At 68.9% G+C, this 20325-nt stretch carries 20 protein-coding genes; 9 read left to right on the top strand and 11 right to left on the bottom strand.

The features are described from left to right. Positions 1-2 precede the first annotated feature (2 nt). Both BLP83_RS10325 and BLP83_RS18695 read left to right on the top strand, forming a co-directional pair. Positions 3-191, top strand: coding sequence for a type II toxin-antitoxin system antitoxin (locus BLP83_RS10325; RefSeq protein ID WP_091242240.1), 189 nt, complete (start codon positions 3-5; stop codon positions 189-191). A 20-nt stretch (positions 192-211) separates the two neighbouring features. Continuing rightward, a complete protein-coding gene (locus BLP83_RS18695; protein ID WP_176764121.1) occupies positions 212-373 on the top strand; it encodes a hypothetical protein in 162 nt (53 codons plus the stop codon). Here BLP83_RS18695 and BLP83_RS10320 read toward each other — a convergent pair. After that, positions 361-1305: a hypothetical protein gene (locus tag BLP83_RS10320; RefSeq protein WP_091242237.1), complete on the bottom strand. Its 945-nt coding sequence runs from the start codon at positions 1303-1305 to the stop codon at positions 361-363. The two genes, BLP83_RS18695 and BLP83_RS10320, sit on opposite strands and share 13 nt — an antisense overlap. A gap of 215 nt (positions 1306-1520) precedes the next feature. Here BLP83_RS10320 and BLP83_RS10315 point away from each other — a divergent pair, with 215 nt between their 5' ends. Then, positions 1521-2081 (top strand): hypothetical protein, encoded by a 561-nt coding sequence (locus BLP83_RS10315; RefSeq protein ID WP_091242233.1) that lies wholly within the window; start codon positions 1521-1523, stop codon positions 2079-2081. A 58-nt stretch (positions 2082-2139) separates the two neighbouring features. Here BLP83_RS10315 and BLP83_RS10310 read toward each other — a convergent pair whose 3' ends face one another. The 3 genes from BLP83_RS10310 to BLP83_RS10300 all read right to left on the bottom strand — a co-directional run bounded on the left by BLP83_RS10310 (position 2140) and on the right by BLP83_RS10300 (position 4774). After that, positions 2140-3519: a TRAP transporter large permease gene (locus BLP83_RS10310; RefSeq protein WP_091242232.1), complete on the bottom strand. Its 1380-nt coding sequence runs from the start codon at positions 3517-3519 to the stop codon at positions 2140-2142. Next, entirely contained in the window at positions 3516-4124 is a 609-nt protein-coding gene (locus BLP83_RS10305) for a TRAP transporter small permease subunit (protein WP_091242229.1), read from the bottom strand. The genes BLP83_RS10310 and BLP83_RS10305 overlap by 4 nt, the downstream gene beginning before the upstream one ends. 287 nt (positions 4125-4411) lie before the next feature. Continuing rightward, positions 4412-4774, bottom strand: coding sequence for a DUF2782 domain-containing protein (locus BLP83_RS10300; RefSeq protein WP_091242226.1), 363 nt, complete (start codon positions 4772-4774; stop codon positions 4412-4414). Between the two features lie 82 nt (positions 4775-4856). On the opposite strand from BLP83_RS10300, the gene polA reads away from it, so the two are divergent. Next, the gene (polA, locus tag BLP83_RS10295; protein WP_091242225.1) at positions 4857-7592 is read left to right on the top strand and encodes a DNA polymerase I; all 2736 of its coding nucleotides are present in this window, start codon (positions 4857-4859) and stop codon (positions 7590-7592) included. Positions 7593-8518: 926 nt separating this feature from the next. Here polA and hemF read toward each other — a convergent pair. Beyond that, on the bottom strand, positions 8519-9451 hold the full coding sequence (gene hemF / locus BLP83_RS10290; RefSeq protein ID WP_091242222.1) for an oxygen-dependent coproporphyrinogen oxidase: 933 nt from the start codon (positions 9449-9451) through the stop codon (positions 8519-8521). A gap of 65 nt (positions 9452-9516) precedes the next feature. On the opposite strand from hemF, the gene BLP83_RS10285 reads away from it, so the two are divergent. From BLP83_RS10285 to BLP83_RS10275, 3 genes are all read left to right on the top strand, one after another. Continuing rightward, positions 9517-10269 (top strand): pseudouridine synthase, encoded by a 753-nt coding sequence (locus BLP83_RS10285; RefSeq protein WP_091242221.1) that lies wholly within the window; start codon positions 9517-9519, stop codon positions 10267-10269. A gap of 135 nt (positions 10270-10404) precedes the next feature. Next, a complete protein-coding gene (gene arfB, locus BLP83_RS10280) occupies positions 10405-10830 on the top strand; it encodes an alternative ribosome rescue aminoacyl-tRNA hydrolase ArfB (RefSeq protein WP_091242218.1) in 426 nt (141 codons plus the stop codon). Further along, positions 10830-11432, top strand: coding sequence for a lysophospholipid acyltransferase family protein (locus BLP83_RS10275; protein ID WP_091242217.1), 603 nt, complete (start codon positions 10830-10832; stop codon positions 11430-11432). Before arfB ends, BLP83_RS10275 begins: the two co-directional genes overlap by 1 nt. A 331-nt stretch (positions 11433-11763) precedes the next feature. Here the strand turns inward: BLP83_RS10275 and BLP83_RS10270 are convergent, their stop codons facing one another. The 5 genes from BLP83_RS10270 to speA all read right to left on the bottom strand — a co-directional run bounded on the left by BLP83_RS10270 (position 11764) and on the right by speA (position 17070). Beyond that, entirely contained in the window at positions 11764-12261 is a 498-nt protein-coding gene (locus BLP83_RS10270; RefSeq protein WP_143006639.1) for a hypothetical protein, read from the bottom strand. Continuing rightward, complete coding sequence (locus BLP83_RS10265; protein ID WP_176764120.1) at positions 12258-12698, bottom strand: hypothetical protein; 441 nt, start codon at positions 12696-12698, stop codon at positions 12258-12260. Before BLP83_RS10265 ends, BLP83_RS10270 begins: the two co-directional genes overlap by 4 nt. Positions 12699-13039: 341 nt before the next feature. Beyond that, complete coding sequence (locus BLP83_RS10260; protein WP_091242213.1) at positions 13040-14065, bottom strand: AraC family transcriptional regulator; 1026 nt, start codon at positions 14063-14065, stop codon at positions 13040-13042. Between the two features lie 250 nt (positions 14066-14315). After that, the gene (locus tag BLP83_RS10255; protein ID WP_091242211.1) at positions 14316-15188 is read right to left on the bottom strand and encodes an NAD(P)-dependent oxidoreductase; all 873 of its coding nucleotides are present in this window, start codon (positions 15186-15188) and stop codon (positions 14316-14318) included. After that, on the bottom strand, positions 15181-17070 hold the full coding sequence (gene speA / locus BLP83_RS10250; protein WP_091242208.1) for a biosynthetic arginine decarboxylase: 1890 nt from the start codon (positions 17068-17070) through the stop codon (positions 15181-15183). The genes BLP83_RS10255 and speA overlap by 8 nt, the downstream gene beginning before the upstream one ends. Positions 17071-17377: 307 nt before the next feature. Here speA and speE point away from each other — a divergent pair, with 307 nt between their 5' ends. Together speE and BLP83_RS10240 are read left to right on the top strand one after the other, a co-directional pair. Then, positions 17378-18232: a polyamine aminopropyltransferase gene (speE, locus tag BLP83_RS10245; RefSeq protein WP_091242206.1), complete on the top strand. Its 855-nt coding sequence runs from the start codon at positions 17378-17380 to the stop codon at positions 18230-18232. 30 nt (positions 18233-18262) lie between these two features. Further along, positions 18263-18691: a hypothetical protein gene (locus tag BLP83_RS10240; RefSeq protein ID WP_091242203.1), complete on the top strand. Its 429-nt coding sequence runs from the start codon at positions 18263-18265 to the stop codon at positions 18689-18691. 359 nt (positions 18692-19050) lie between these two features. Here BLP83_RS10240 and BLP83_RS10235 read toward each other — a convergent pair whose 3' ends face one another. Then, the gene (locus BLP83_RS10235) at positions 19051-20277 is read right to left on the bottom strand and encodes a lytic murein transglycosylase (protein ID WP_245680019.1); all 1227 of its coding nucleotides are present in this window, start codon (positions 20275-20277) and stop codon (positions 19051-19053) included. Positions 20278-20325 lie beyond the last annotated feature (48 nt).

Below are 20325 nucleotides of genomic sequence, written 5' to 3'. Positions count from 1 at the left end.
CGATGAGCGAGAAGAAAGCCTATCCGCTGCGGATCCGTGCCGAGGTGCTCGAGGCCATGCAGCTGTGGGCGGATGACGAGCTGCGCTCATTGAACGCGCAGATCGAATACGTGCTGCGCGACGCCCTGCGTCGCAGCGGCCGTCTGAAGGCGGCGCCGCCGGCGCCGCCGATCACCGACACGGACGAATGAGGCCCGGGGCAGACACCGTCATGAAACGCCGCTGGATCACTACGCTGATCGCGATCGCAGCGCTTGCGGCCTATGGCTTCGGCTTTGAACACTCGGCCTGGGGTCTGGTGGCTGCCGGTGCTGCGCTTGAGCTGTGGTTCTGGCTGCGGCTGCTGCCCGCAGAACCCCATCAGCCCACGTAACCCGCCAGAACGAACAGCGCCAGCACGCTGAGCCAGACCAGCAGCACGCGCCAGACGAGACTCATGGCGTCGCGCAGCTCGCGCAGGGCACCCGCTGGAATGGCGGCGGTACCGACGAGGCTGGCCTCGTCACCCGCGAGCTCGACCTCACTGGGCGGCGGCAGGCCTTCGTCGAGAGCGTCCTCGATCAGCTCCTCGCGCACGCTGGCCCGGGCAGCGGCATCCAGAAAGCCCAGATCCAGCACGAACCAGCCCTGGCCGCGACCGGCATGCCAGTCGCGCCAGGCAGCCAGCACCGCGTCGAAATGCGCGGCCAGCGCCAGCGCCAGACACATCAGCTGGGCCGGCGCCCAGTCCAGCAGCAGGGCGAACTGGCGCAGGGGCTCGCGCTGGCCTTCAGGCGCAGCATCGCGCTCGCGCGCGGCGAGCTGGGCGAGGCGGTACATCAGTGCACCGAAAGCGCCGAGGAGCAGGAACCAGAACAGCACGCCGAACCAGCGCGACAGGCCCTGGCGGAACACGGTGTGCACCAGCGGCGTACCCGACGCCACGCAGTCGACACAGCCCTCGCTGAGATCGACCAGGGCCTGGCGGCGCGCGTCGGCATCGGGCGCCGAGGCCAAAGCTTCGACATCCAGATCCAGATCGCGCGGGCCCCAGCACAGGAACAGCACGGCCAGCTGCAGCAGGAATCCCGGCAGGCCGTACAGCCACAGCGACAGCCACCACTGCAGGCCGGCCAGCACCAGCAGCGGCAGGGCCAGGACCAGCACCCAGCCCCAGGGGCTCGACAGGCCGGACTGACGACCCAGCCCCTCCAGGGCGTCACGCAGCAGGGCGGCCACGCGATCGTGCTGCCGCAGACGCTGCGCGGCCGGGGCCAGATGGTCCAGCACCAGCGAAAGCACCACGGCAACCAGCGCAGCAGACATCGTTCGGATTCCTCGGTTGAGTGCGCGGCACAGGCCGACGCGGCGGATCAGGGCACGAGGAGCGTGGTGCAAAAGCGGACGCCTCGCAAGTCGCCGCAACCCTACGCAGGCGTGCAGTGGGCGACTGTTGGCAGCCAGCGAAAGCGAGTGCTGGCGTGACTGCGGCGCAGGCTTTGCTTATCTCTCTTCGTGGACATACGGCAGGGAGTTCGCACATGCACGGCAGCGATGAGATTGTCACTGCGGGCAGCGCCACCGCGCTTTGGCATGACCTGGTGCGCGAGGGCGAGCAGCGCTGCGGAGCGCAGCTCGACGAGAACAGCGAGAGCTGGCTGGTGTTCACCCTGATGCGCCATCTCGGCAGCACGGGGCTGGCCGAACCAGCCATGGGCCTGGTCTATCTCGAAGCGCTGCGCACCGCGGGCAGCGCCCAGCGCAGCCTGGCCCTGCAGGAGGTCGGCGAGCGCTGCCTGCTGATCGCCGGGCTCTACCCGGAGCTGGCGCAACGCCGACGCGTCAGCCAGCGCTATTACATCGAGCTCGGCCAGGGCGCTTTCAGGCAACTCGCCGAGGAGGCGCGCCGCGCTGCCGCCGAACTCTACGCCGGCATCGCCGAGCAGTTCGCGCGGCTGGTCCGGGTGCTGGTTGAACTCCGCGCGCTGTCGGGCGAATGGCGCGGGCTCGACCCTTTGGAACGGCATGCCCTGAGCCTCGCGGCGCGGACGCCTCGGGATTTCGAGTCCTGCATCCTGATCGGCGAGAGTGGACGCGCCTGAACAAGCGCGAGGGCGTCGAGTGCGGCCGTAGGCCCGAAGCACCGGGTTGGGCCTCGCCTCAGCCGCCGGCGGCCAGCACAGTCGGCAACCAGGTCGCAAGCTCCGGCCACAGCGCCAGCACAAGCAGCATCAGCAACTGCAGGCCGATGAAGGGCAGCACGCCGCGGTAGAGCTCGGGCGTGGCCAGGCCTTCGCGCACGGCGCCACGCAGGTAGAACAGGGCGAAGCCGAAGGGCGGCGTCAGGAAGCTGGTCTGCAGATTGATGGCCATCATCACGCCCAGCCAGACCGGATCGACGCCGAGCAGGAAGAGGACCGGAGCGACGATCGGCACCACCACGAACACGATCTCAATGAAGTCGAGCACGAAACCGAGCAGGAACATCAGCAGCATCACCGCGACAATCGCACCCCACTTGCCGCCGGGAAGGCCGGTGAGCAGGTCGTGCACCAGGTCATCGCCGCCGAAGCCGCGGAACACGAGCGCAAACAGGGCGGCGCCGACCAGGATGGCGAACACCATGGCGGTGATCATCACCGTCTCGCGCGAGACATGGCGCAGGCAGTCCAGGTCGAGTTGGCCGCGTGCCAGCGCCAGCAGGCTGGCGCCGACCGCGCCGACACCCGCGGCCTCGGTGGGCGTCGCAAAGCCGAACAGGATCGAGCCCAACACGCAGACGATCAGCAGCAGGGGCGGGATCACCGCCAGCAGCAGCTGCACGGGACCGCGCTGTGGCAGGGCAGCGGGGTCCAGCGCCGGTGCGCGATGCGGCTGGCGCCAGGCCACCCAGGCCGCGTAGGCAAGGTAGAGCCCGACCAGAAGCACACCCGGCAGGATCGCGCCGGCAAACAGATCTCCGACGGAAACCGTCTGCGGCGCGAAGTTGCCGAGCTTCAGCTGCGCCTGCTGATAGGCCGAGCCCAGCTGGTCGCCAAGCAGCACCAGCACCACCGAGGGCGGAATGATCTGGCCCAAGGTGCCGGACGCGCAGACCGCGCCCGAGGCCAGCCTGGGGCAATAGCCGTGGCGCAGCATGGTCGGCAGCGCGATCAGACCCAGCGTCACCACCGTGGCGCCGACGATGCCGGTCGACGCCGCCAGCAGTGCGCCCACCACCAGCACGGCGAACACCAGCCCGCCGCTCGCCCGGCCAAACTGTGCGGCCACGGTTTCCAGCAGGTCCTCGGCCATCTTCGAGCGCTGCAGCATGACCCCCATGAACACGAACAGGGGCACGGCCAGCAGGGTCTCGTTGCCCATGATCCCGAACACGCGGTTGGGAAAGGCTTCGAGGAAGGCGGCATCGAACACGCCCAGGGCGATGCCGAGGCCGGCAAACAGCAAGGCCACGCCGCCCAGGGTGAAGGCCACCGGAAAGCCGAGCATCAGGCCCAGGCACAGGCCCAGCACCAGCAGCACCACCATCAGCGCACTCATGCTGGAGCTCCGGTGCTCAGCGCCGCGCGCAACCGCTGCAGGAACAGGGCCAGCGACTGCACGGCCAGCAGCCAGGCGCTGAGCGGAATCAGACTCTTCAGCAGGAACAGAGCGGGCAAGCCACCCGGCTCGCGGGAGGACTCTCGGACCAGCCAGCTGGCCGCCACGTAGTCGAGGCTGACCCACACCAGGAACAGGGCGAAGGGAAGCAGCAGCACCAGGTGACCGCCGGCCTCGATCCATGCCCGCGAACGCGGGGACAGGCGCGCATGCAGCACGTCCACCCGCACATGGCGCTCATGCCGGAGCGCCCAGGCCATCCCCAGCATGAACACGCAGGCGTGCAGCCAGAGCATGGCCTCCTGCACCGCCACCGAACCCTTGCCGAAACCGTAGCGCGCGGCCACCAGGCCGAAGCACAGCAGCACCACCAGCGGTGTCAATGCAGTCAGCGCGGCACCGAGCCAGCGCTGCAGGGTATCGAGCGCCTGTGGCATGGCCACCAGCAGCAGGCCGAGCACGGCGAGCAGCCAGAGCGGCAGCGCAATCCCGAGCAGACGGAGGTCGGCGGCCGCGAGACCGAAGGCGTGCAGGGCATCGATCATGGGCGCGGATTCAGCGGACAGAGTGGTGGAACGAAATGCATCGGAGGCTGGCCGGCACCGGTCGATGCAGACGGTTCAGACGCGGAACAGGCCCATAGGGTGGGCCCTGGCCCACCAGAGCTCAAGATCTGCGAAGTCTTTCCACCCGATCGCGCCCCTGGAGTTCAAGGCGGGGCGGGCGGCGGCCGGAGCCGTGGCGCCTCTTCTTGGGCCTGCATCCCTGATGGAGCGGCAAGCCGTGGAGGCCATGGTGGGCCAGGCCCCGCCCTATGGGTTGCGTGCGCCGCTCAATTCCACTCGAACAGGGTCCAGTAGACCGGCCGCACATTGCCTTCGTAGTCGTGCGAATCCAGCTTGCCGTCGCCGTTGGTGTCGATGATCTGGTAGGGCTTGCCGCGCTGCGGCGTCACCTTGACCATCTGCAGGCGGCCGTTGGTGCGGTACTCCTCGATCACATCGCCGGTCTTCTCGTCGCGGCGGATGTTCACGGTGGGCGCGGAGTCTTCGCTGGGCAGGTTGGGCAGCTTGGGCGGGATCGGCGCCTCCTCGGCGGGCGGCGTTTCCGCAGGCGTGCCGGTCTGGGCCCAGGCGAGCGGGGCGGACAGCGCGGCGATCAGCAGAACGGACAGGACGCGTGGGGTCGAACGCATGAGGGCGGGCCTCCGTGGTTGAAGCCTTGAGCATAGCCACCGACAGGGGCGAGGCATAGCGCGGGCGACTACACTGCCGCGCATGGACAAGCTCATCCTGATCGACGGTTCCAGCTACCTCTATCGCGCCTTCCACGCCCTGCCGCCGCTGTCGAACGCGGCCGGCGAGCCCACCGGCGCGCTGTTCGGGGTGGTCAACATGCTGCGCGCCACGCTGAAGGAAGGGCCGACCTATGCGGCCTTCGTGATGGACGCCTCCGGGCCGACCTTCCGCGACGCGCTCTACCCCGAGTACAAGGCCAACCGCGAGGCCATGCCCGACGATCTGCGCGCGCAGATCGAACCGATGATGGCGATCGTCGAGGCGCTGGGCTTTCCGATCCTGCGCGTGTCCGGCGTCGAGGCCGATGACGTGATTGGCACCCTGGCGACGCGCGCCGCCGCCGAAGGCATCGAGGTCGAAGTCTCGACCTCGGACAAGGACTTCGCCCAGCTGGTACGGCCGGGCATCACCCTGGTCAACACCATGAGCGGCTCGCGACTGGACGAGGCCGGGGTGGTCGAGAAGTTCGGCGTGCGCCCCGAGCAGATCATCGACTACCTGGCGCTGATGGGCGACAGCGTCGACAACATCCCCGGCGTCGACAAATGCGGCCCGAAAACGGCGGCCAAGTGGCTGGGCGAGTACGGCAGCCTGGACGGCGTGATCGAGGCTGCTGCGAAGATGGGCGGCAAGATCGGCGAGAACCTGCGTGCGGCCCTGCCGCGACTGCCGCTGAATCGCCAGCTCACGACGATCAAGACCGACGTCGAACTGGATCGTGGCCCGACCGATCTCACCCTGCGCCCGCGCGATGTCGAGGCGCTCAAAGCACTGTATGCGCGCTATGGCTTCAATGCGGCGCTGCGCGATCTGGAGACCGGCAACGGCGGCAGTCCTTCGAAGCCGGCGGGCGCGGGTTCCAACGTCGCCACCGCCGCGCCCGCCGCGAACCTGCCGGCACAGACGCGCGGCAGCTACCGGTTGATCCTGAGCGAAGACGATCTCGACGCACTGATCCGCGAGCTCGAAGCCGCGGATCTGATCTGCTTCGATACAGAGACGACCAGCCTGGATGCGCTGCGCGCCGAGCTGGTGGGCCTCGCGTTTTCGACCCGCACGGGCGAAGGCGCCTATATCCCGGTGGCCCACGTCTACCCGGGTGCGCCTGCACAACTGGATCGCGCCGCGGTGCTCGAGAAACTCAAGCCCGTGCTGGAAGACGCGTCCAAGCCCAAGCTCGCGCAGAACGCCAAGTACGACCTCCACGTGCTGCGCGAGCACGGCGTCCTGCTGCGCGGGCTGGCGCACGACAGCATGCTGGAGAGCTTCGTGCTGAACTCCACCGCCAGCCGCCACGACATGGATTCGCTGGCCAAGAACTACCTGGGCTACACGCCGATCGCCTACTCGGAAGTCGCCGGCAAGGGGGCCAAGCAGATCTCCTTCGCCGAGGTCGACCTCGAGGTCGCGCGCGACTACTCGGCCGAGGACGCCGACATCACCCTGCGCCTGCATCAGACCCTGTGGCCCCGGCTTGAGGCCGAGCCGACGCTGGCCCGGGTCTATCGCGAGATCGAGCTGCCGCTGGTGCAGGTGCTGGCCGATATGGAAGCCGCCGGCGTGCTGGTCGATGCCGACGAGCTGCGCCGGCAGAGTCAGGACCTCGGCCGCCGCATGCTGGAGCTGCAGAAGCGCGGCTTCGAGCTGGCCGGGCGCAGCTTCAACTTCGACTCGCCCAAGCAGCTCGGCGCCCTGCTGTTCGACGAGATCGGCCTGCCAGCGCTGGTGAAGACGCCGGGCGGCGCGCCCAGCACCAACGAGGAAGCGCTGGAAGCCATTGCGGATCGCCACGAGCTGCCGAAGCTGATCCTCGAATATCGCGGCTTGGCCAAGCTGCGTGGCACCTACACTGACAAGCTGCCGGAGGCGATCCATCCGGCGACGGGGCGCGTGCACACCAGCTTCCATCAAACCGGCGCGGCGACGGGGCGCTTGTCCTCGTCGGACCCGAACCTGCAGAACATTCCGATCCGCACCGAGGACGGCCGCCGCATCCGCCGCGCCTTCATTGCGCCCAAGGGCCACAAGCTGGTCGCCTGCGACTACTCGCAGATCGAACTGCGGATCATGGCGCACCTCTCCGAGGACCCCGGCCTGCTGTCGGCCTTTGCCGGCGGCCAGGACGTGCATCGCGCCACCGCCGCCGAAGTGTTCGGCGTGCCGCTTGAGGATGTCGGCCCCGACCAGCGTCGCGCGGCGAAGGCGATCAACTTCGGCCTGATGTACGGCATGAGCGCGTTTGGTCTGGCCAAGCAGCTCGGCATCGACCGTGGCGAGGCCCAGGACTACATCGCGCTCTACTTCGCCCGCTATCCTGGCGTGCAGGGCTACATGGAGCGGGTGCGCCAGCAGGCGCGCGAGCACGGCTATGTCGAGACCGTGTTCGGCCGGCGTCTGTACTTGAACGACATCCACGCCCGCCAGCAGGGCCTGCGCGCGGGTGCGGAGCGCGCCGCCGTCAACGCGCCGATGCAGGGCAGCGCCGCCGACATCATCAAGCGCGCCATGCTCGACCTGCACGACTGGCTGGGCGGGCAGGACGGCCGCGCACGCATGGTCCTGCAGGTGCACGACGAACTGGTCTTCGAATGCCGCGAGGACTTTGTCGACACCCTGGTCGCCGAAGCCAAGCGGCGCATGCAGGCCGCGGCGGAGCTGCGGGTGCCGCTGATCGTCGAGGCCGGCGTGGGCGACAACTGGGACGAGGCGCACTGAGGGCCTCCGTCGGTCCCCGCCCGGCCCGGCTGGCATTGGGGCCGATGGCGGGGGGACCCGCGCTCGCGCAGGCATGACTGTTTCGCCCGCTGGCGCCCGCTGAGTCGGCATCAAGCGCCCATCAGCGCGGAATCTTCGACCTTCGTCCTAGTGGTCCAAACGAAACCAAGGCACCGCCCAGATGGGCAGGACCGGCGGCGGCTCGCGCTTTCAGATCAAGCACTTGCACGCCGGAGCAGGGCTCTATCCATCAGAATTGTCTGAAATATCCAGATTGACGCACAGTTGTTGCGTGACGCCGAGCCATCGCGCGCGATACGAAGCGCACACTTCCGGATGAACGAAAGATTAATTGTGTTCAATCGTCACGCCGGCAGTCACGGGACTTTCAGAATGAACGCGTAAGATGCGCAGCACGTCCGGCGCAACGCCGGATCGATTCACTCCCTCCCCCTTGAGTGAATACACGGAAGGACTGGTTCCCCCCGACCGCCTTCCGGCCCCCAAGCCCCGAGAGCTCCCCCCGGCTCTCGGGGCTTTCTATTTCCGGGCCCGCGAAAGCGCACACGGCACACCTGGCAGCCCGCAGCGCCTAAAGCGCCGCTGAACACTTTCGACCGCCCGCTTGAACTCCCCGCCCCCGACGCAATCTTTGATCCCGGCGGTGCAACGCCGCCCTCCGCGATTCACTCCCTCCCCCTCCGAGTGAATCCGCGCGGTCCACGGCTCCCCCCGGCCAGGCCCGCGCCCCCGACCCCGGAACCGCTCCCCCTCGGTTCCGGGGTTTTTATTTGGAGAGCCGGGATTCGGGATTCGGGATTGGCCGACGGCTGTCGAGGCGCATCGAGGTTTGCGCGCGCAGCTGCGATGAGCGCGCCTCTCGAGTCCAAGATCCGGCACGCAGCCGCTTGCGAAGCCTCGATGGTTCAATCCCCAATCCCCAATCCCGAATCCCCGCTCCCAAGCCACTCCCGCGGCCGCAGGTAGTCGTTGAGGCGGGCCTCGGCGCTGCCGGGCGCGGGCGTGTAGCCGTACTCGAAGCGCACGCGCGGGGGCAGGCTCATCAGGATGGACTCGGTGCGGCCGCCGCTCTGCAGGCCGAACAGGGTGCCGCGGTCCCAGACCAGGTTGAACTCGACGTAGCGGCCGCGACGGTAGAGCTGGAACTCGCGCTCGCGCTCGCCGTAGGGCGTGTCGCGGCGACGCTCGACGATCGGCAGATAGGCATCGAGGAAGCCGTTGCCCACCGCCTGCAGGTAGGCGAAGTCGCGCTCGAAATCCTCGTGCAGGTCGTCGAAGAACAGGCCGCCGACGCCGCGGGTCTCGCCGCGGTGCTTCAGGAAGAAGTACTCGTCGCACCAGCGCTTGTGCGCGGCATAGCGCGCTTCGCCGCCGAAGGGCTCGCACAGCGCGCGCGCGGTGCGGTGCCAGTGCAGCACGTCCTCATCGATCGGATAGAAGGGCGTGAGATCAAAGCCGCCGCCGAACCACCAGCCCACCACCTCGCCGTCGCGCATCGCTCGAAAGTGGCGCACGTTGGCGTGGGTGGTGGGGAGGTACGGATTGCGCGGATGGAAGACCAGCGACACGCCGACCGCGCGCCAGGACGCACCGGCCAGCTCGGGTCGAGCGGCGCTGGCCGAGGGCGGCAGGCGCTCGCCGCTGACGTCCGAGAAACCGATGCCAGCCTGCTCGAACACCGCGCCCTCGCGCAGCACGCGGGTGCGCCCGCCGCCGCCCTCGGCGCGCTGCCATGCGTCTTCGGCAAAGCGCGCGGCGCCGTCGGCGCCCTCGATGGCGCTGCAGATGCGGTCCTGCAGGCCGCGCAGGTAGTCGGCCACGGTGTCGATGGGCTGCATGGCGGGAGTTCGTGCGTGCGAAAGGGTCGGGCATCATAGCCGGCCGTGTTCAGACGCCTGCCCCGATGTCCGAGGCTCCGCTCGACCTGCTCTACCGTGACGAGGCCCTGGCCGTGGTCAACAAGCCGGCGGGCCTGTTGGCCCACCGCAGCCAGATCGCCGCGCACGAGGACCGCTTCCTGCTCGACCAGCTGCGCGAGCAGCTCGGCCAGCGCTGCTTCCTCGCCCATCGGCTGGACCGCGCCACTTCGGGCGCCCTGCTGCTGGCCTTCGACAAGAGCACGGCCGCCGCACTCGGCGAGCAGTTCATGGGCCGCAGCGTGGAGAAGACCTATCTCGCGGTGGTGCGCGGCTGGACCGAAGACTCCGGCTGCATCGAGCACGCGCTGGATGCGCCCGGCAAGCCCGAGCCGAAGCCGGCGATCAGCCACTACCGCCGGCTGGCGACAATCGAACTGCCCCACCCCATGGGCGGCTTCGAGACCGCGCGCTACAGCCTGCTGGCGATGCAGCCCGAGACCGGCCGCTACCGCCAGCTGCGCCGGCACCTCAAACACATCCACCACCACCTGATCGGCGACACCAGTCACGGTGACGGCCGCCACAACCGCCTGTTCCGCGCCGAGTTCCGCTGCCACCGCATGCTGCTGCACGCCTGGCGGATCGCCTTCGACCATCCGTCCGACGGTCGCCGGCTCGACATCGAAGCGCCCGTCGACGGCGAGTTCGCGGCGCTGCTGGAGCGGTTCGGGTGGCGGGCGGCGTTGCCGCCCGCCGGGATTCGGGATTGGGGATTCGGGATTGGCAATCCGAGCTAGCGCCCCATCCCACTGCATGCGGCTCCCCTCTCCCCTTGTGGGAGAGGCGTGGGGGGAGAGGGAGGCTCTTGCCCCAATCCCCAATCCCCGCTCTCAACGCTCGCTACAATCCCGCAGCCCCCGCGAACCCTGCCCATGCTCCGCATCACGCCCTCCATCGCCATCCCTGACGAAGAGCTCGAGGAACGCTTCGTGCGTTCGTCCGGCCCCGGCGGGCAGAACGTCAACAAGGTCGCGACCGCGGTCGAACTGCGCTTCGATGCAGCGAATTCCGATGCGCTGCCGGCGCCCTTGAAGGCCCGACTGCTGGCGCGTCGCGACAGCCGCATCACCGAAGACGGCGTGGTGATCATCCAGGCCCAGCGCTACCGCAGCCAGGACCGCAATCGCGAGGACGCGCGCGAACGCCTGCTGGCGCTGATCCAGGCGGTGCTCAAGCCGCCGAAGCCGCGCATCGCCACCAAGCCCACCAAGGGCTCGCAAGAGCGGCGCCTGTCCAGCAAACGCGAGCGCGCCGGCATCAAGCGCCAGCGCGCCGCCCGCGCGACGGACCACGACTGATGCTGCCGCTCGACACGCCCGTTCATCAGCCTCTGCCTGACTGCGCGCCGCGCCGCGGCGGCGCCTTCACCCGCTGGCTGGCGCGCAGCGCGCTGCGGCTCGGCGGCTGGCGGGTGCGCGGCGAATTTCCAAGCGAACACAGGCTGATGATCATCGTCGCTCCGCACTCCTCGGGCTGGGACGCGGTCTGGGGCCTGCTGGTGCGGATTGCGCTGGGCGTGGACATCAGCTTCATGGCCAAGGCCGAGCTGTTCAGCGGCCCGATCGGCTGGGTGCTGCGGCGGTTGGGCGGTTTCCCGGTCAATCGCAGCAGCAGTGCCGGCGTGGTCGAACAGGTGGCCGAGCGCTACCGCAGCCGCGAAACCCTGTGGGTGGCGCTGGCGCCCGAGGGCACACGCCGCCGCGTCGAGCACTGGAAGTCCGGCTTCTGGCGTATCGCCCGCGCCGCCGAGGTGCCGGTGCTGTGCGTGTACTTCCACTATCCGGAAAAGGTCATCGGCATCGGGCCCCTGCTGCGGATGACCGACTCCCTCGATGACGACATGGCGAGGATCCGCGAGTACTACCGGCCCTGGATCGGGAAGAACCGCGGCACGGTGTAAGCCTGCGTTCGCCCGCGCAAGGCGCTTCGGCCTTTTCGAACAGCGCGCGAACGAAAACGCCCGGACCGCACAAGCAGCCCGGGCGCCAAAGACACCGATACACGCGAAGAAGCAAAGCCAAGCCGAAAGACTGCCCGGAACGTCCGAGCCCCGCCGACCCTGCCCACAAAGGCCAGGTCATACACACAGCGGGCCGAATCCGTGGCCGCGCTGGACGATGCAGAGACTAGAGATCGCAGCGCCCGGGTTCAGCTGCGGGTTTGGTGCGGGTTTGTTGGCGGTTTGTAGGCGGCCATTCGCAACCGCCCAGTTGTGGCGCGCCGCGGCGCCCTCAAAGGCGATGCGTGCGCGCCAGACGCTGGATCAGGACATAGGTGATCAGACTCACGGGAACGCCGTAGATCAGGAACAGCGTGGCAAGACTGGCATCCCAGAGCAGCAGCGCGAGCGCCGGCAGCGCGCCGACGACCGCGAAGCTCAGTGGGTCGGCCTCGCGATGTCGCAGCAACCACGCCCACAGCGGCGCGCAGAGCAGCAGTGCCGGCGGGCCGCCGATGAAGCTGGCCACGAAGGCCACCGCGAGGACGAGCAAGGGATAGGCCGCGAGATCCGCCAGCGACACCGCGGCGTCCGAGCCCAGCGCGAAAATCAGCGCCAGACAGGCACTCACCGCGGCGGAACCGACAGCAACGGCGACAAAGGTCGCTTCCAGCGTGTGCAGCAGCAACAAGCGGTAGGGCCTTCGGGCGATGCGCTCGGCCCGGGCACAGCCCGGGTCGAGGTTGGCCGCCACGGCTCGCGGAGTCGCCGAGGCAGAGGAGGAGTTCACGGCTGCGACTCCGCCGGCCGCTGCGGGAGTACGGACGTCAGCTCAAGCTCGGATTCCATGCGCCGCTGCGAGCGCACCCAGCGGTTCACGGTGTGCCCCAGGCGGGCAATCATCACCATGTTGAAGAAGTGCATGCCGCCGAGCACCAGCAGCGTGATGCCGACCCGTGAGCCGACCGCCGGCACCAGCTCGACGGGCCCGGCGTTCCAGCCCGCGAGGCGGTAGCAGACGAATCCCAGATTGACGAGATAGAAGCCGATCACCAGGAGGCGGTTGGTGCTGCGGGCGAGCTCTTCGTCCTGGCCAAAGCAGCGGATGAGGAACATCTCGCCGCTCGAGGACAAGGCCCGCGCGACCCAGATCGTCAGGCCGATCGAGGCGATCAGATACACCGCATAAGCGACGTGCGTTACAACGAAGTCTTCTAGGCTGAGCATGGGGCGACCCTCGTGGTGGAAGAGGACCGCAGGTTCTGCGCCCGCCGCCGCCGCCGGCTTCCGGATCGATCACACCGGAACACTGCGTAGCCACAGCGCAATGGAATCAATACCTTACGCGCTTCCAGAAAGATCATCCGGAACCCATCGGAAGGATCATTGACCCAGCGGAGCGGAATCCTCGCCTCGGCGGATCGGCAATCGAGCCACCGCACCGGGGCCGCCCCGCGTGATTCGATCCCGCGCGAAGCGCGTGCGGCGGAGGCGAGGTCCGGTGGGTCAGGACCCACCCCATGAGCAGGCGAAGGGTTCGCGCTGGCGGGAGCGAGCCTTCCCCGTTTCTAATCTGACCCCGACCCCAGCGCCTGCTTGCGGTACTGCCCCGGCACCACGCCGAGCTCGTCCTTGAAGGCGACATAGAAGGTCGACTGCGAGGCAAAGCCCACCGCCAGGCCGACCGACAGCACCGAGGCGCGGGGCTCTTCGACCAGCATCCGCTGCGCATCACGCACCCGGTGCTGGCGCACCAGCTTCGAGAAGCCGATGCCGAGATGCGCATTGACCAGCTCGGACAGCTGGTGGGTGGACAGCGCCATCAGCTCGGCGACGCGGGCCAGGCTCAGACCCTCGTCGCGGTGGATGCGCTCGACCTCGAACAGTCGCGTCAGCTCGGCCAGCTTGGCCTGCACGTCGACTCGCCCAAGGGTGCTCTGGGCATAGCTCTGCGCCACCGCCTCCTGGGTCTTGCTGGCGATGTCCGGGACCGCCAGCAGCAGCCAGAGCACGCCGAAGAAACCGATCGCGATCATCCAGGCATAGGTCTGCACATAGGCTGCCCAGCCCAGACCGAAGGGCGCCCACACCCCAGCGATGCCGATCGTCATGCCCATCACTGCGAACACCAGCACCACCGGCAGCTCCAGCCGGAACCAGCGCCGCAGCGCGCGCAGCCGATACACCAACAGGGCCAGATGCAGGGCGAAGGCCGTACCCATGCCGAGCGCGAGCGGAATCGCCCAGACCAGCGGCACCCCTGCGCCCGCCGCCAGCACCAGCAGCGGCAGGCTCCACTCCCAGCGCCGCCAGTCCTCGTGCCGCCGCAGCAGGCCGAGCAGCAGCCAGTAGAAGCCCAGCGACTGCAGGAACAGCACGAGGACATAGCTGCGCGTCAGCGGCATCGCGGCCGCCGACTCGAGCATGCCGAGATGCGACCACTGCGTGTGCGCGAGCCCCAGCAGCATCACCCAGCCCGCCGCGCGCGACTGTGGCGGCAGGTCGAGGCCGCGATACGCCGTCGCCAGCGCCAGCATCAGCAGCACCGCCGCCCCCACGGAGAAGCCGACCAGCAGCAGGAGGAGGTCTGTCATCGAGTGGGCACCTGAACGTCGGCCGGGGCACAGTCTGCGCAGCAGGCGCGATGGATGCCAGCCGGCAGACCCGCTGGAACCACGTCAGCAGGCGCCGCGCCGGGGGAGATCCTCCGAGCCTGACTTCGGCCAAGCGCAGCGCGGCCCAACATCGCACGCTCAACGCTCGCCTCGGGATTCAATGCCGCGCTTTTTGGCCGCGCTGCGCTTGGCCCAAGCTACCGGAGCGACATCAGGCTTCGCGGGTGACTCAGCCCTGCCGCTTCAGCTCGATCAGCGCCGAGGTATCGGCATCGCCCAGGCCGCGCTCGACCAGCTGGGCGTAGTCGGCCAGGGCCTGTTCGATCACCGCGGTGTTGACGCCGGCGTTCTGGGCCATGCCGAGCACGATGCGCAGGTCCTTCAACAGGTGGGCGCACTTGAAGCCGGGCACGTACTCGCGGCGCAGCATGGTGGCGCCGCGCTTGTCGAGGAACCAGTTGCCGGCGGCGCCGGCGCCCAAGGTGGGCAGCAGCTTGTCGGGATCGAGGCCGAGCTTCTCGCCCAGCGCCAGGCCTTCGCAGACGGCCTCGTTGATGCCGGCGACCAGCACCTGGTTGACCGCCTTGGTGCTCTGTCCGGCGCCGGTCGCGCCCATGTGGGTGATGCGCAGGGCATAGGCCTCGAGCGCGGGGCGCACCGCTTCAAGATCGTCCGCAAGTCCGCCGACCATGATCGAGAGCTTGCCGTTGCGTGCGCCTTCGGCGCCGCCGCTGACCGGCGCGTCGATGAAGCCGATGCCGCGCTCGGCGAGCAGGCGCGCGGCCTCGCGCGCGGTGTCGGCGCTGACCGTCGAATGATCGACAACGCGCGCGCCGCGCTTCAGCACTTCGCGCAGGGCCTGAACGTTCTGCAGCACGTCGGCGTCTTCGGAGACGCAGAGCAGCACCACCTCGCAGTCGGCAAAGTCCGATGCCGAAGCGGCTGCGCGCACGCCGAGCTGGGCGGCGAGTGCCTCCGCCTTCGCCCGGGTGCGATTGCCGACCGCGGCCAGCAGGCCGCGGGCGTGGAGATGGCCGGCCATTGGCGCGCCCATGGCGCCCAGGCCGATGAATCCGCAGTGCAGTCTGGAGTGCTCAGCCATTGGCTTCGTCCGCGAGGTAGGTGTAGCCAGTGAGGCCGGCTTCGAGCGCGGCGGACAGGCGCAGCGCTTCTTCAGCCGGCAGATCGGCGGCGGCGACCATGGCGCCGTAGCGGCGGCGCAGGTCGGACAGGCTGTAGCCCACATAGTCGAGCATCACGTCGGCGGTGTCGCCGCGGCGGCTGCGCTCCAGCGTGTAGCCGTTGCCGGTGAGGCGCACGTTCACCGCATCGGTATCGCCGAACAGGTTGTGGATGTCACCCAGCGTGTCCTGGTAGGCGCCGACCATGAAGATGCCCAGGCGATAGCTCTCGCCCGCCCGCGGCGCGTGCAGGGGCAGACTGCTGTCGAGGTCGCCGCTGTCGACATAGGTCTCGACCTGGCCGTCGGAGTCGCAGGTCAGATCGGCGATGATGCCGCGCCGGGTCGGCGCTTCGTTCAGGCGGTGAATCGGCGCGATCGGGAAGATCTGGTCGATCGCCCAGACGTCGGGGATCGATTCGAACACCGAGAAGTTGACGAAGTACTTGTCGACCAGGCGCTCGTTGAGTTCATCCAGCACGGCGCGATGGCCCTTCTCGGCGTAGTCGAGGCGGGCACGCACGCCCTGGGCGATGGCGTAGAACAGGTCGTCGATGGCCGCGCGCTCGGCCAGCTCCAGCTGGCCCAGGGCATACAGGGCCTGGCCTTCGGCCTGGTAGTGCTGGGCCTCGTGATAGAGCTCGAGCGCAGGACGCTCATCCAGCGCGGCATGGGTTTCGCGCAGGTGACGGATCACCGCCGGCTCATCGTTGGCCGCGGGCGGCACCGCGCCTTCCGGCGCGGGCTCGACCTCGGAGACGTTGGCGACCAGCAGGGCGTGGTGTGCGGTCAGCGCACGACCCGATTCGGTCATCACCTTGGGCGGGGTCAGGCCGTGCTCGACGCAGGCCTCGGCCAGCGGCTGCACGATGGTGCTGGCGTACTGGGTGAGACCGTAGTTGATCGAGCAACTGCCGCGCGAGCGCGTGCCTTCGTAGTCGACACCCAAACCGCCACCGACGTCCATGTAGCGGATCGGCGCGCCGAGCTTGCTCACTTCGACGAAGTAGCGGGTGGCTTCGCGCATGCCTGCGGCGAAGTCGCGCACGTTGGAGATCTGGCTGCCCATGTGGAAGTGCAGCAGCTCCAGGCAGTCGAGCATGTCGGCGCCGCGCAGGCGCTCGACGAGGTCGAGCAGCTGGCGCGGCGACAGCCCGAACTTGGCCTTGTCGCCACCGCTGTTCTGCCACTTGCCGGCGCCGAGGCTGGCCAGCCGCATGCGTACGCCGAGGCCGGGCCGCACGCCCAGCGCCTTCGACTCCTCGATGATGTGCTCGAGCTCGCTGGCCTTCTCGACCACGATGTAGGTCTCAAGCCCCAGCCGCCGGCCGATCAGGGCCAGGCGGATGTACTCGCGGTCCTTGTAGCCGTTGCAGACCACCACGCCGCCCGGGCGCGACAGGGCGAGTACGGCCATCAGCTCGGGCTTGGAGCCGGCCTCAAGCCCAAAGCCCTCGCCGCCGTGGGCGGCCAGCTCGCCGGCCACGCCGTAGTGCTGGTTGACCTTGATCGGATAGATCGCGGTGTAGCCGCCGCTGTAGTCGAGCTCGCGCATGGCGTGCGCGAAGGCCGCCTGCAGGCGGCCCAGGCGATGGCCGAGCACGTCGGAGAAGCGCAGCAGCAGCGGCAGCTTCATGCCCGTCGCCAGTGCCTGGTCGACCACGGCCGGCAGGGAAATCCGCGGGCCCTCGCCGCCGCGCGGCAGCACCTCGATGCCCCCCTCGGCACCGATGTCGAAGTAGCCCTCGCCCCAGTGCGGGACGGCGTAGGTGCGACGGGCGCGGTCGATCGACCACTCGCTCATGGGCGGCGGGCTCCAGCGGCAGGTAGGAAAGGCCGCACAGTTTAAGGCAACACGGATCAAGTCCCCCCCTGGCCTTGATCCGTGGCCGCACCTCCGGCACAGGTCCGGACTCGCGTACGCCGGATCAAGCATCGCGTGCTCGATCCGCGGGCGCGCCCTCCATGGCGCGCGGCAACGCTGAATTCTCCAGCGTTGCAGTGAATCCCGGGGCAGGCGGAGCGTGCACAGGCCGGAACGCCCTGACAGTGCTGGTCACGCCCCTCCGGTACAATCGCCCGCCCGAATAAGAACATGCCCCGGACCCCCCATGAGCAGCGAAAGCACCTGGTACTACGAAAACTTTGAACCGCTGGGTTCCTCCATCGGGTTCCGGGTGACCAAGAAGCTCGACGAGGTGCAGTCGCCGTTCCAGAAGATCGAGATCTTCGAGACCACCGACTGGGGCAATCTCATGCTCATCGACGGCGCGGTGATGCTGACCACCCGCGACAACTTCCTGTACCACGAGATGATGTCGCACCCGGTGCTGTTCACCCACAGCAATCCGAAGCGCGTGGTGATCATCGGCGGCGGCGACTGCGGCACCCTGCGCGAGGTGCTGAAGCACAAGGAAGTCGAGTCGGCGGTGCAGTGCGACATCGACGAGCAGGTCACGCGCATGGCGGAGAAGTATTTCCCCGAGCTCTGCGATTCGAACGCCGATCCGCGCGCCCACCTGATGTGGGACGACGGCATCAAGTACATGAAGGAACTGGCGCCGGACAGCATCGACGTGGTGATCGTCGACTCCACCGATCCCGTCGGCCCGGCCGAAGGCCTGTTCAACGAGGCCTTCTACGTCTCCTGCCTCAAGGCCCTGCGACCGGGCGGCATGCTGGTGCAGCAGTCGGAGTCGCCGCTGGGCCACATCGGCCTGATCAAGGCCATGCGCCACCACCTGAAGGCGGCCGGCTTCTCCGATGTGAAGACCCTGCCCTTCCCGCAGCCCTGCTACCCCACCGGCTGGTGGAGCTGCACGATGGCGCGCAAGGGCGGCGAGATCGCGGGTTTCCGCGAGCGCGGCGCGCAGAGCAAGGCGTTCAAGACCCGCTACTACAACGTCGACATCCACCGCGCGGCCCTGGTCATGCCGGAGTTCATGCGTGAGGCGCTGGGCGATTAAGCCGCATTCGGGTTTGCAGGCGGTGCTTCGATGAAGCGCCGTCTCGTCGGCTTTGCGCTCGCGGTGCTGGCCACCGCCGCGCTGTCCAGCCTCATCCAGACCCTGCGCGTGCACGCAGGGCTCAAGGCGCTCGGCGTGGAGATCCCCTTCGGTCTCAGCCTGTCATCCATCGGCCATGACCTGATCGGCTTCGCTCCGACCTATGCCGCGATCGTGGCCGCGGGTTTCCTGATCGCGTTCCTCGTGGCGGGGCTGATCCGCCGCTATGCGACACGTCTCGGCCCCTGGCTGCATGCGCTGGCCGGCGGCGCGGCGATCCTCACCGCCTTGCTGACGATGGATGCCCTGCTCGGCATGAGCGTGATCGCCGGCGCCCGCGGGACGATGGGCATCGCCCTGTTCACCCTCGCCGGCGTCCTCGGCGGCGCGCTGTTCGCACGGATCGGCGCACGGCGCTGAGGGCTGCGGCACCCCCTCACGCCCATCGGGTGGGCCCTGACCCACCGCGAGACCGGACGTGTCCGCTCCATCGATCGCAATGAACGCAAGCAGGCGTCCGGCGGGCGCGAAAACCCCATGCCTTCACGCTCGACGGTAGGCATGAGCGGTGCGGATAAGGAGCCGATGGCGCGCTCTACGGCGGCGATGACCGGCGCGCGTGTCGAGCCCATGGTCGGCCGGGGCCCACCGTATGAAGCCGAGCGCGCTGCGCCGAGGGCTGGGGCATTGCCTCACGCCCATCGGGTGGGCCCTGGCCCACCGAGAGCCTTGGGGCTCCGCGGATCATTGCGAGGGCCGTGCATGGGCCCGGCACGACGCTAGTCGCGCAGCGCCTGCAGCAGCTTCTGTCCGGCGCGGCCGTCGGCGTCCCAGCCCAGGCGCGATTGTTCCGCCTTGATCGCTTCGCGCGAGCGCGTGCCGAGGCGACCGTCGACCTCGCCGATGTCGTGGCCGCGGGCGATCAGCAGGGTCTGCAGCTCGCGGCGTTCGGCGCGCGAGAGCCCCGCATCGTCGGTCGGCCAGGCGCGGGCGAAGCCTTCGCCACCGCGGATGCGGTCGGCCAGATGCGCGATCGCCAGCGCATAGCTCTCGGCCGCGTTGTAGCTGTACAGGGCTTCGAAGTTGCGGAAGACGAGGAAGGCAGGGCCCTCGATGCCGGCCGGCAGCAGCAGCCCGGCGCTGCGCTCGGCAGGCGTGCCCGCATCGATCAGCGCGCTGCCGTCGACGCGGCGCAGGCCACGCGCCTGCCAGCTCGACACCGGCGCGGTCGCCTTGCGACCGCCGGCGGGCTTGAAGCCTTCGGGCAGCTGAACCTCGAAACCCCAGGCCTGGCCGCGGCGCCAACCGGCGCGCTTCAGGTAGTTCGCGGTCGAGGCCAGCGCGTCGTCGACGCTGTCGACCAGATCGCGACGGCCGTTGCCATCGAAGTCGACCGCCAGTCGGGCATAGGTCGAGGGCATGAACTGGGTTTGCCCGAACGCGCCCGCCCAGGAGCCCAGCAGCGGACGTTCGGCGCTCGGCGCAAGATCGCCGGCATCGATCAGCTTCAGCAGGTGGATCAGCTCGCTGCGGAAAAAGGGCTGGCGGCGGCCCGCGCAGGACAGGGCCAGCAGGGCGCTGCGCAGTTCGCGGCTGCCGCTCGCCTTTCCGTAGTCGCTCTCCACGCCCCACACCGCCAGCACATAGGCGCGGTCGACGCCGTACTCGGCCTCGATGCGGTCCAACAGGTCCGCGTGCGTCTGCAGCAGGCGGCGCCCGTCTTCGACGCGCTGCGCATCGACCAGCGCGGCCAGGTAGTCCCAGATCGGGGTGACGAACTCCGGCTGGGCGTCGAGCAGGGGCAGCACGCTGGCGTCCGGTTCAACCCCTGCCAGCAGCGCATCGAAACGCGCGGCCGGCAAGCCGGCGGCGGCGGCGCGGCTACGCAGTTCCGGCAGGCAGGCGCCAAGTTCAACGGCAGCGGGCGCCGCGCTGTCAGCGGCGTGGGCGGCGGCCGTGGAAGAAAGCAGGAGGGCCGCGGCGAGCGCGCGGCGAATGATCGGGATGGACATGCGCGCCAGCCTGCCAAGCGACGCATGAATCGCAAGGCAACC

Source organism: Aquimonas voraii (assembly GCF_900101825.1).
GTDB lineage: Bacteria > Pseudomonadota > Gammaproteobacteria > Xanthomonadales > Xanthomonadaceae > Aquimonas > Aquimonas voraii.
The sequence above is the reverse complement of the archived record's forward strand: the minus strand, read 5'-3'. Positions and strand labels throughout refer to the sequence as shown.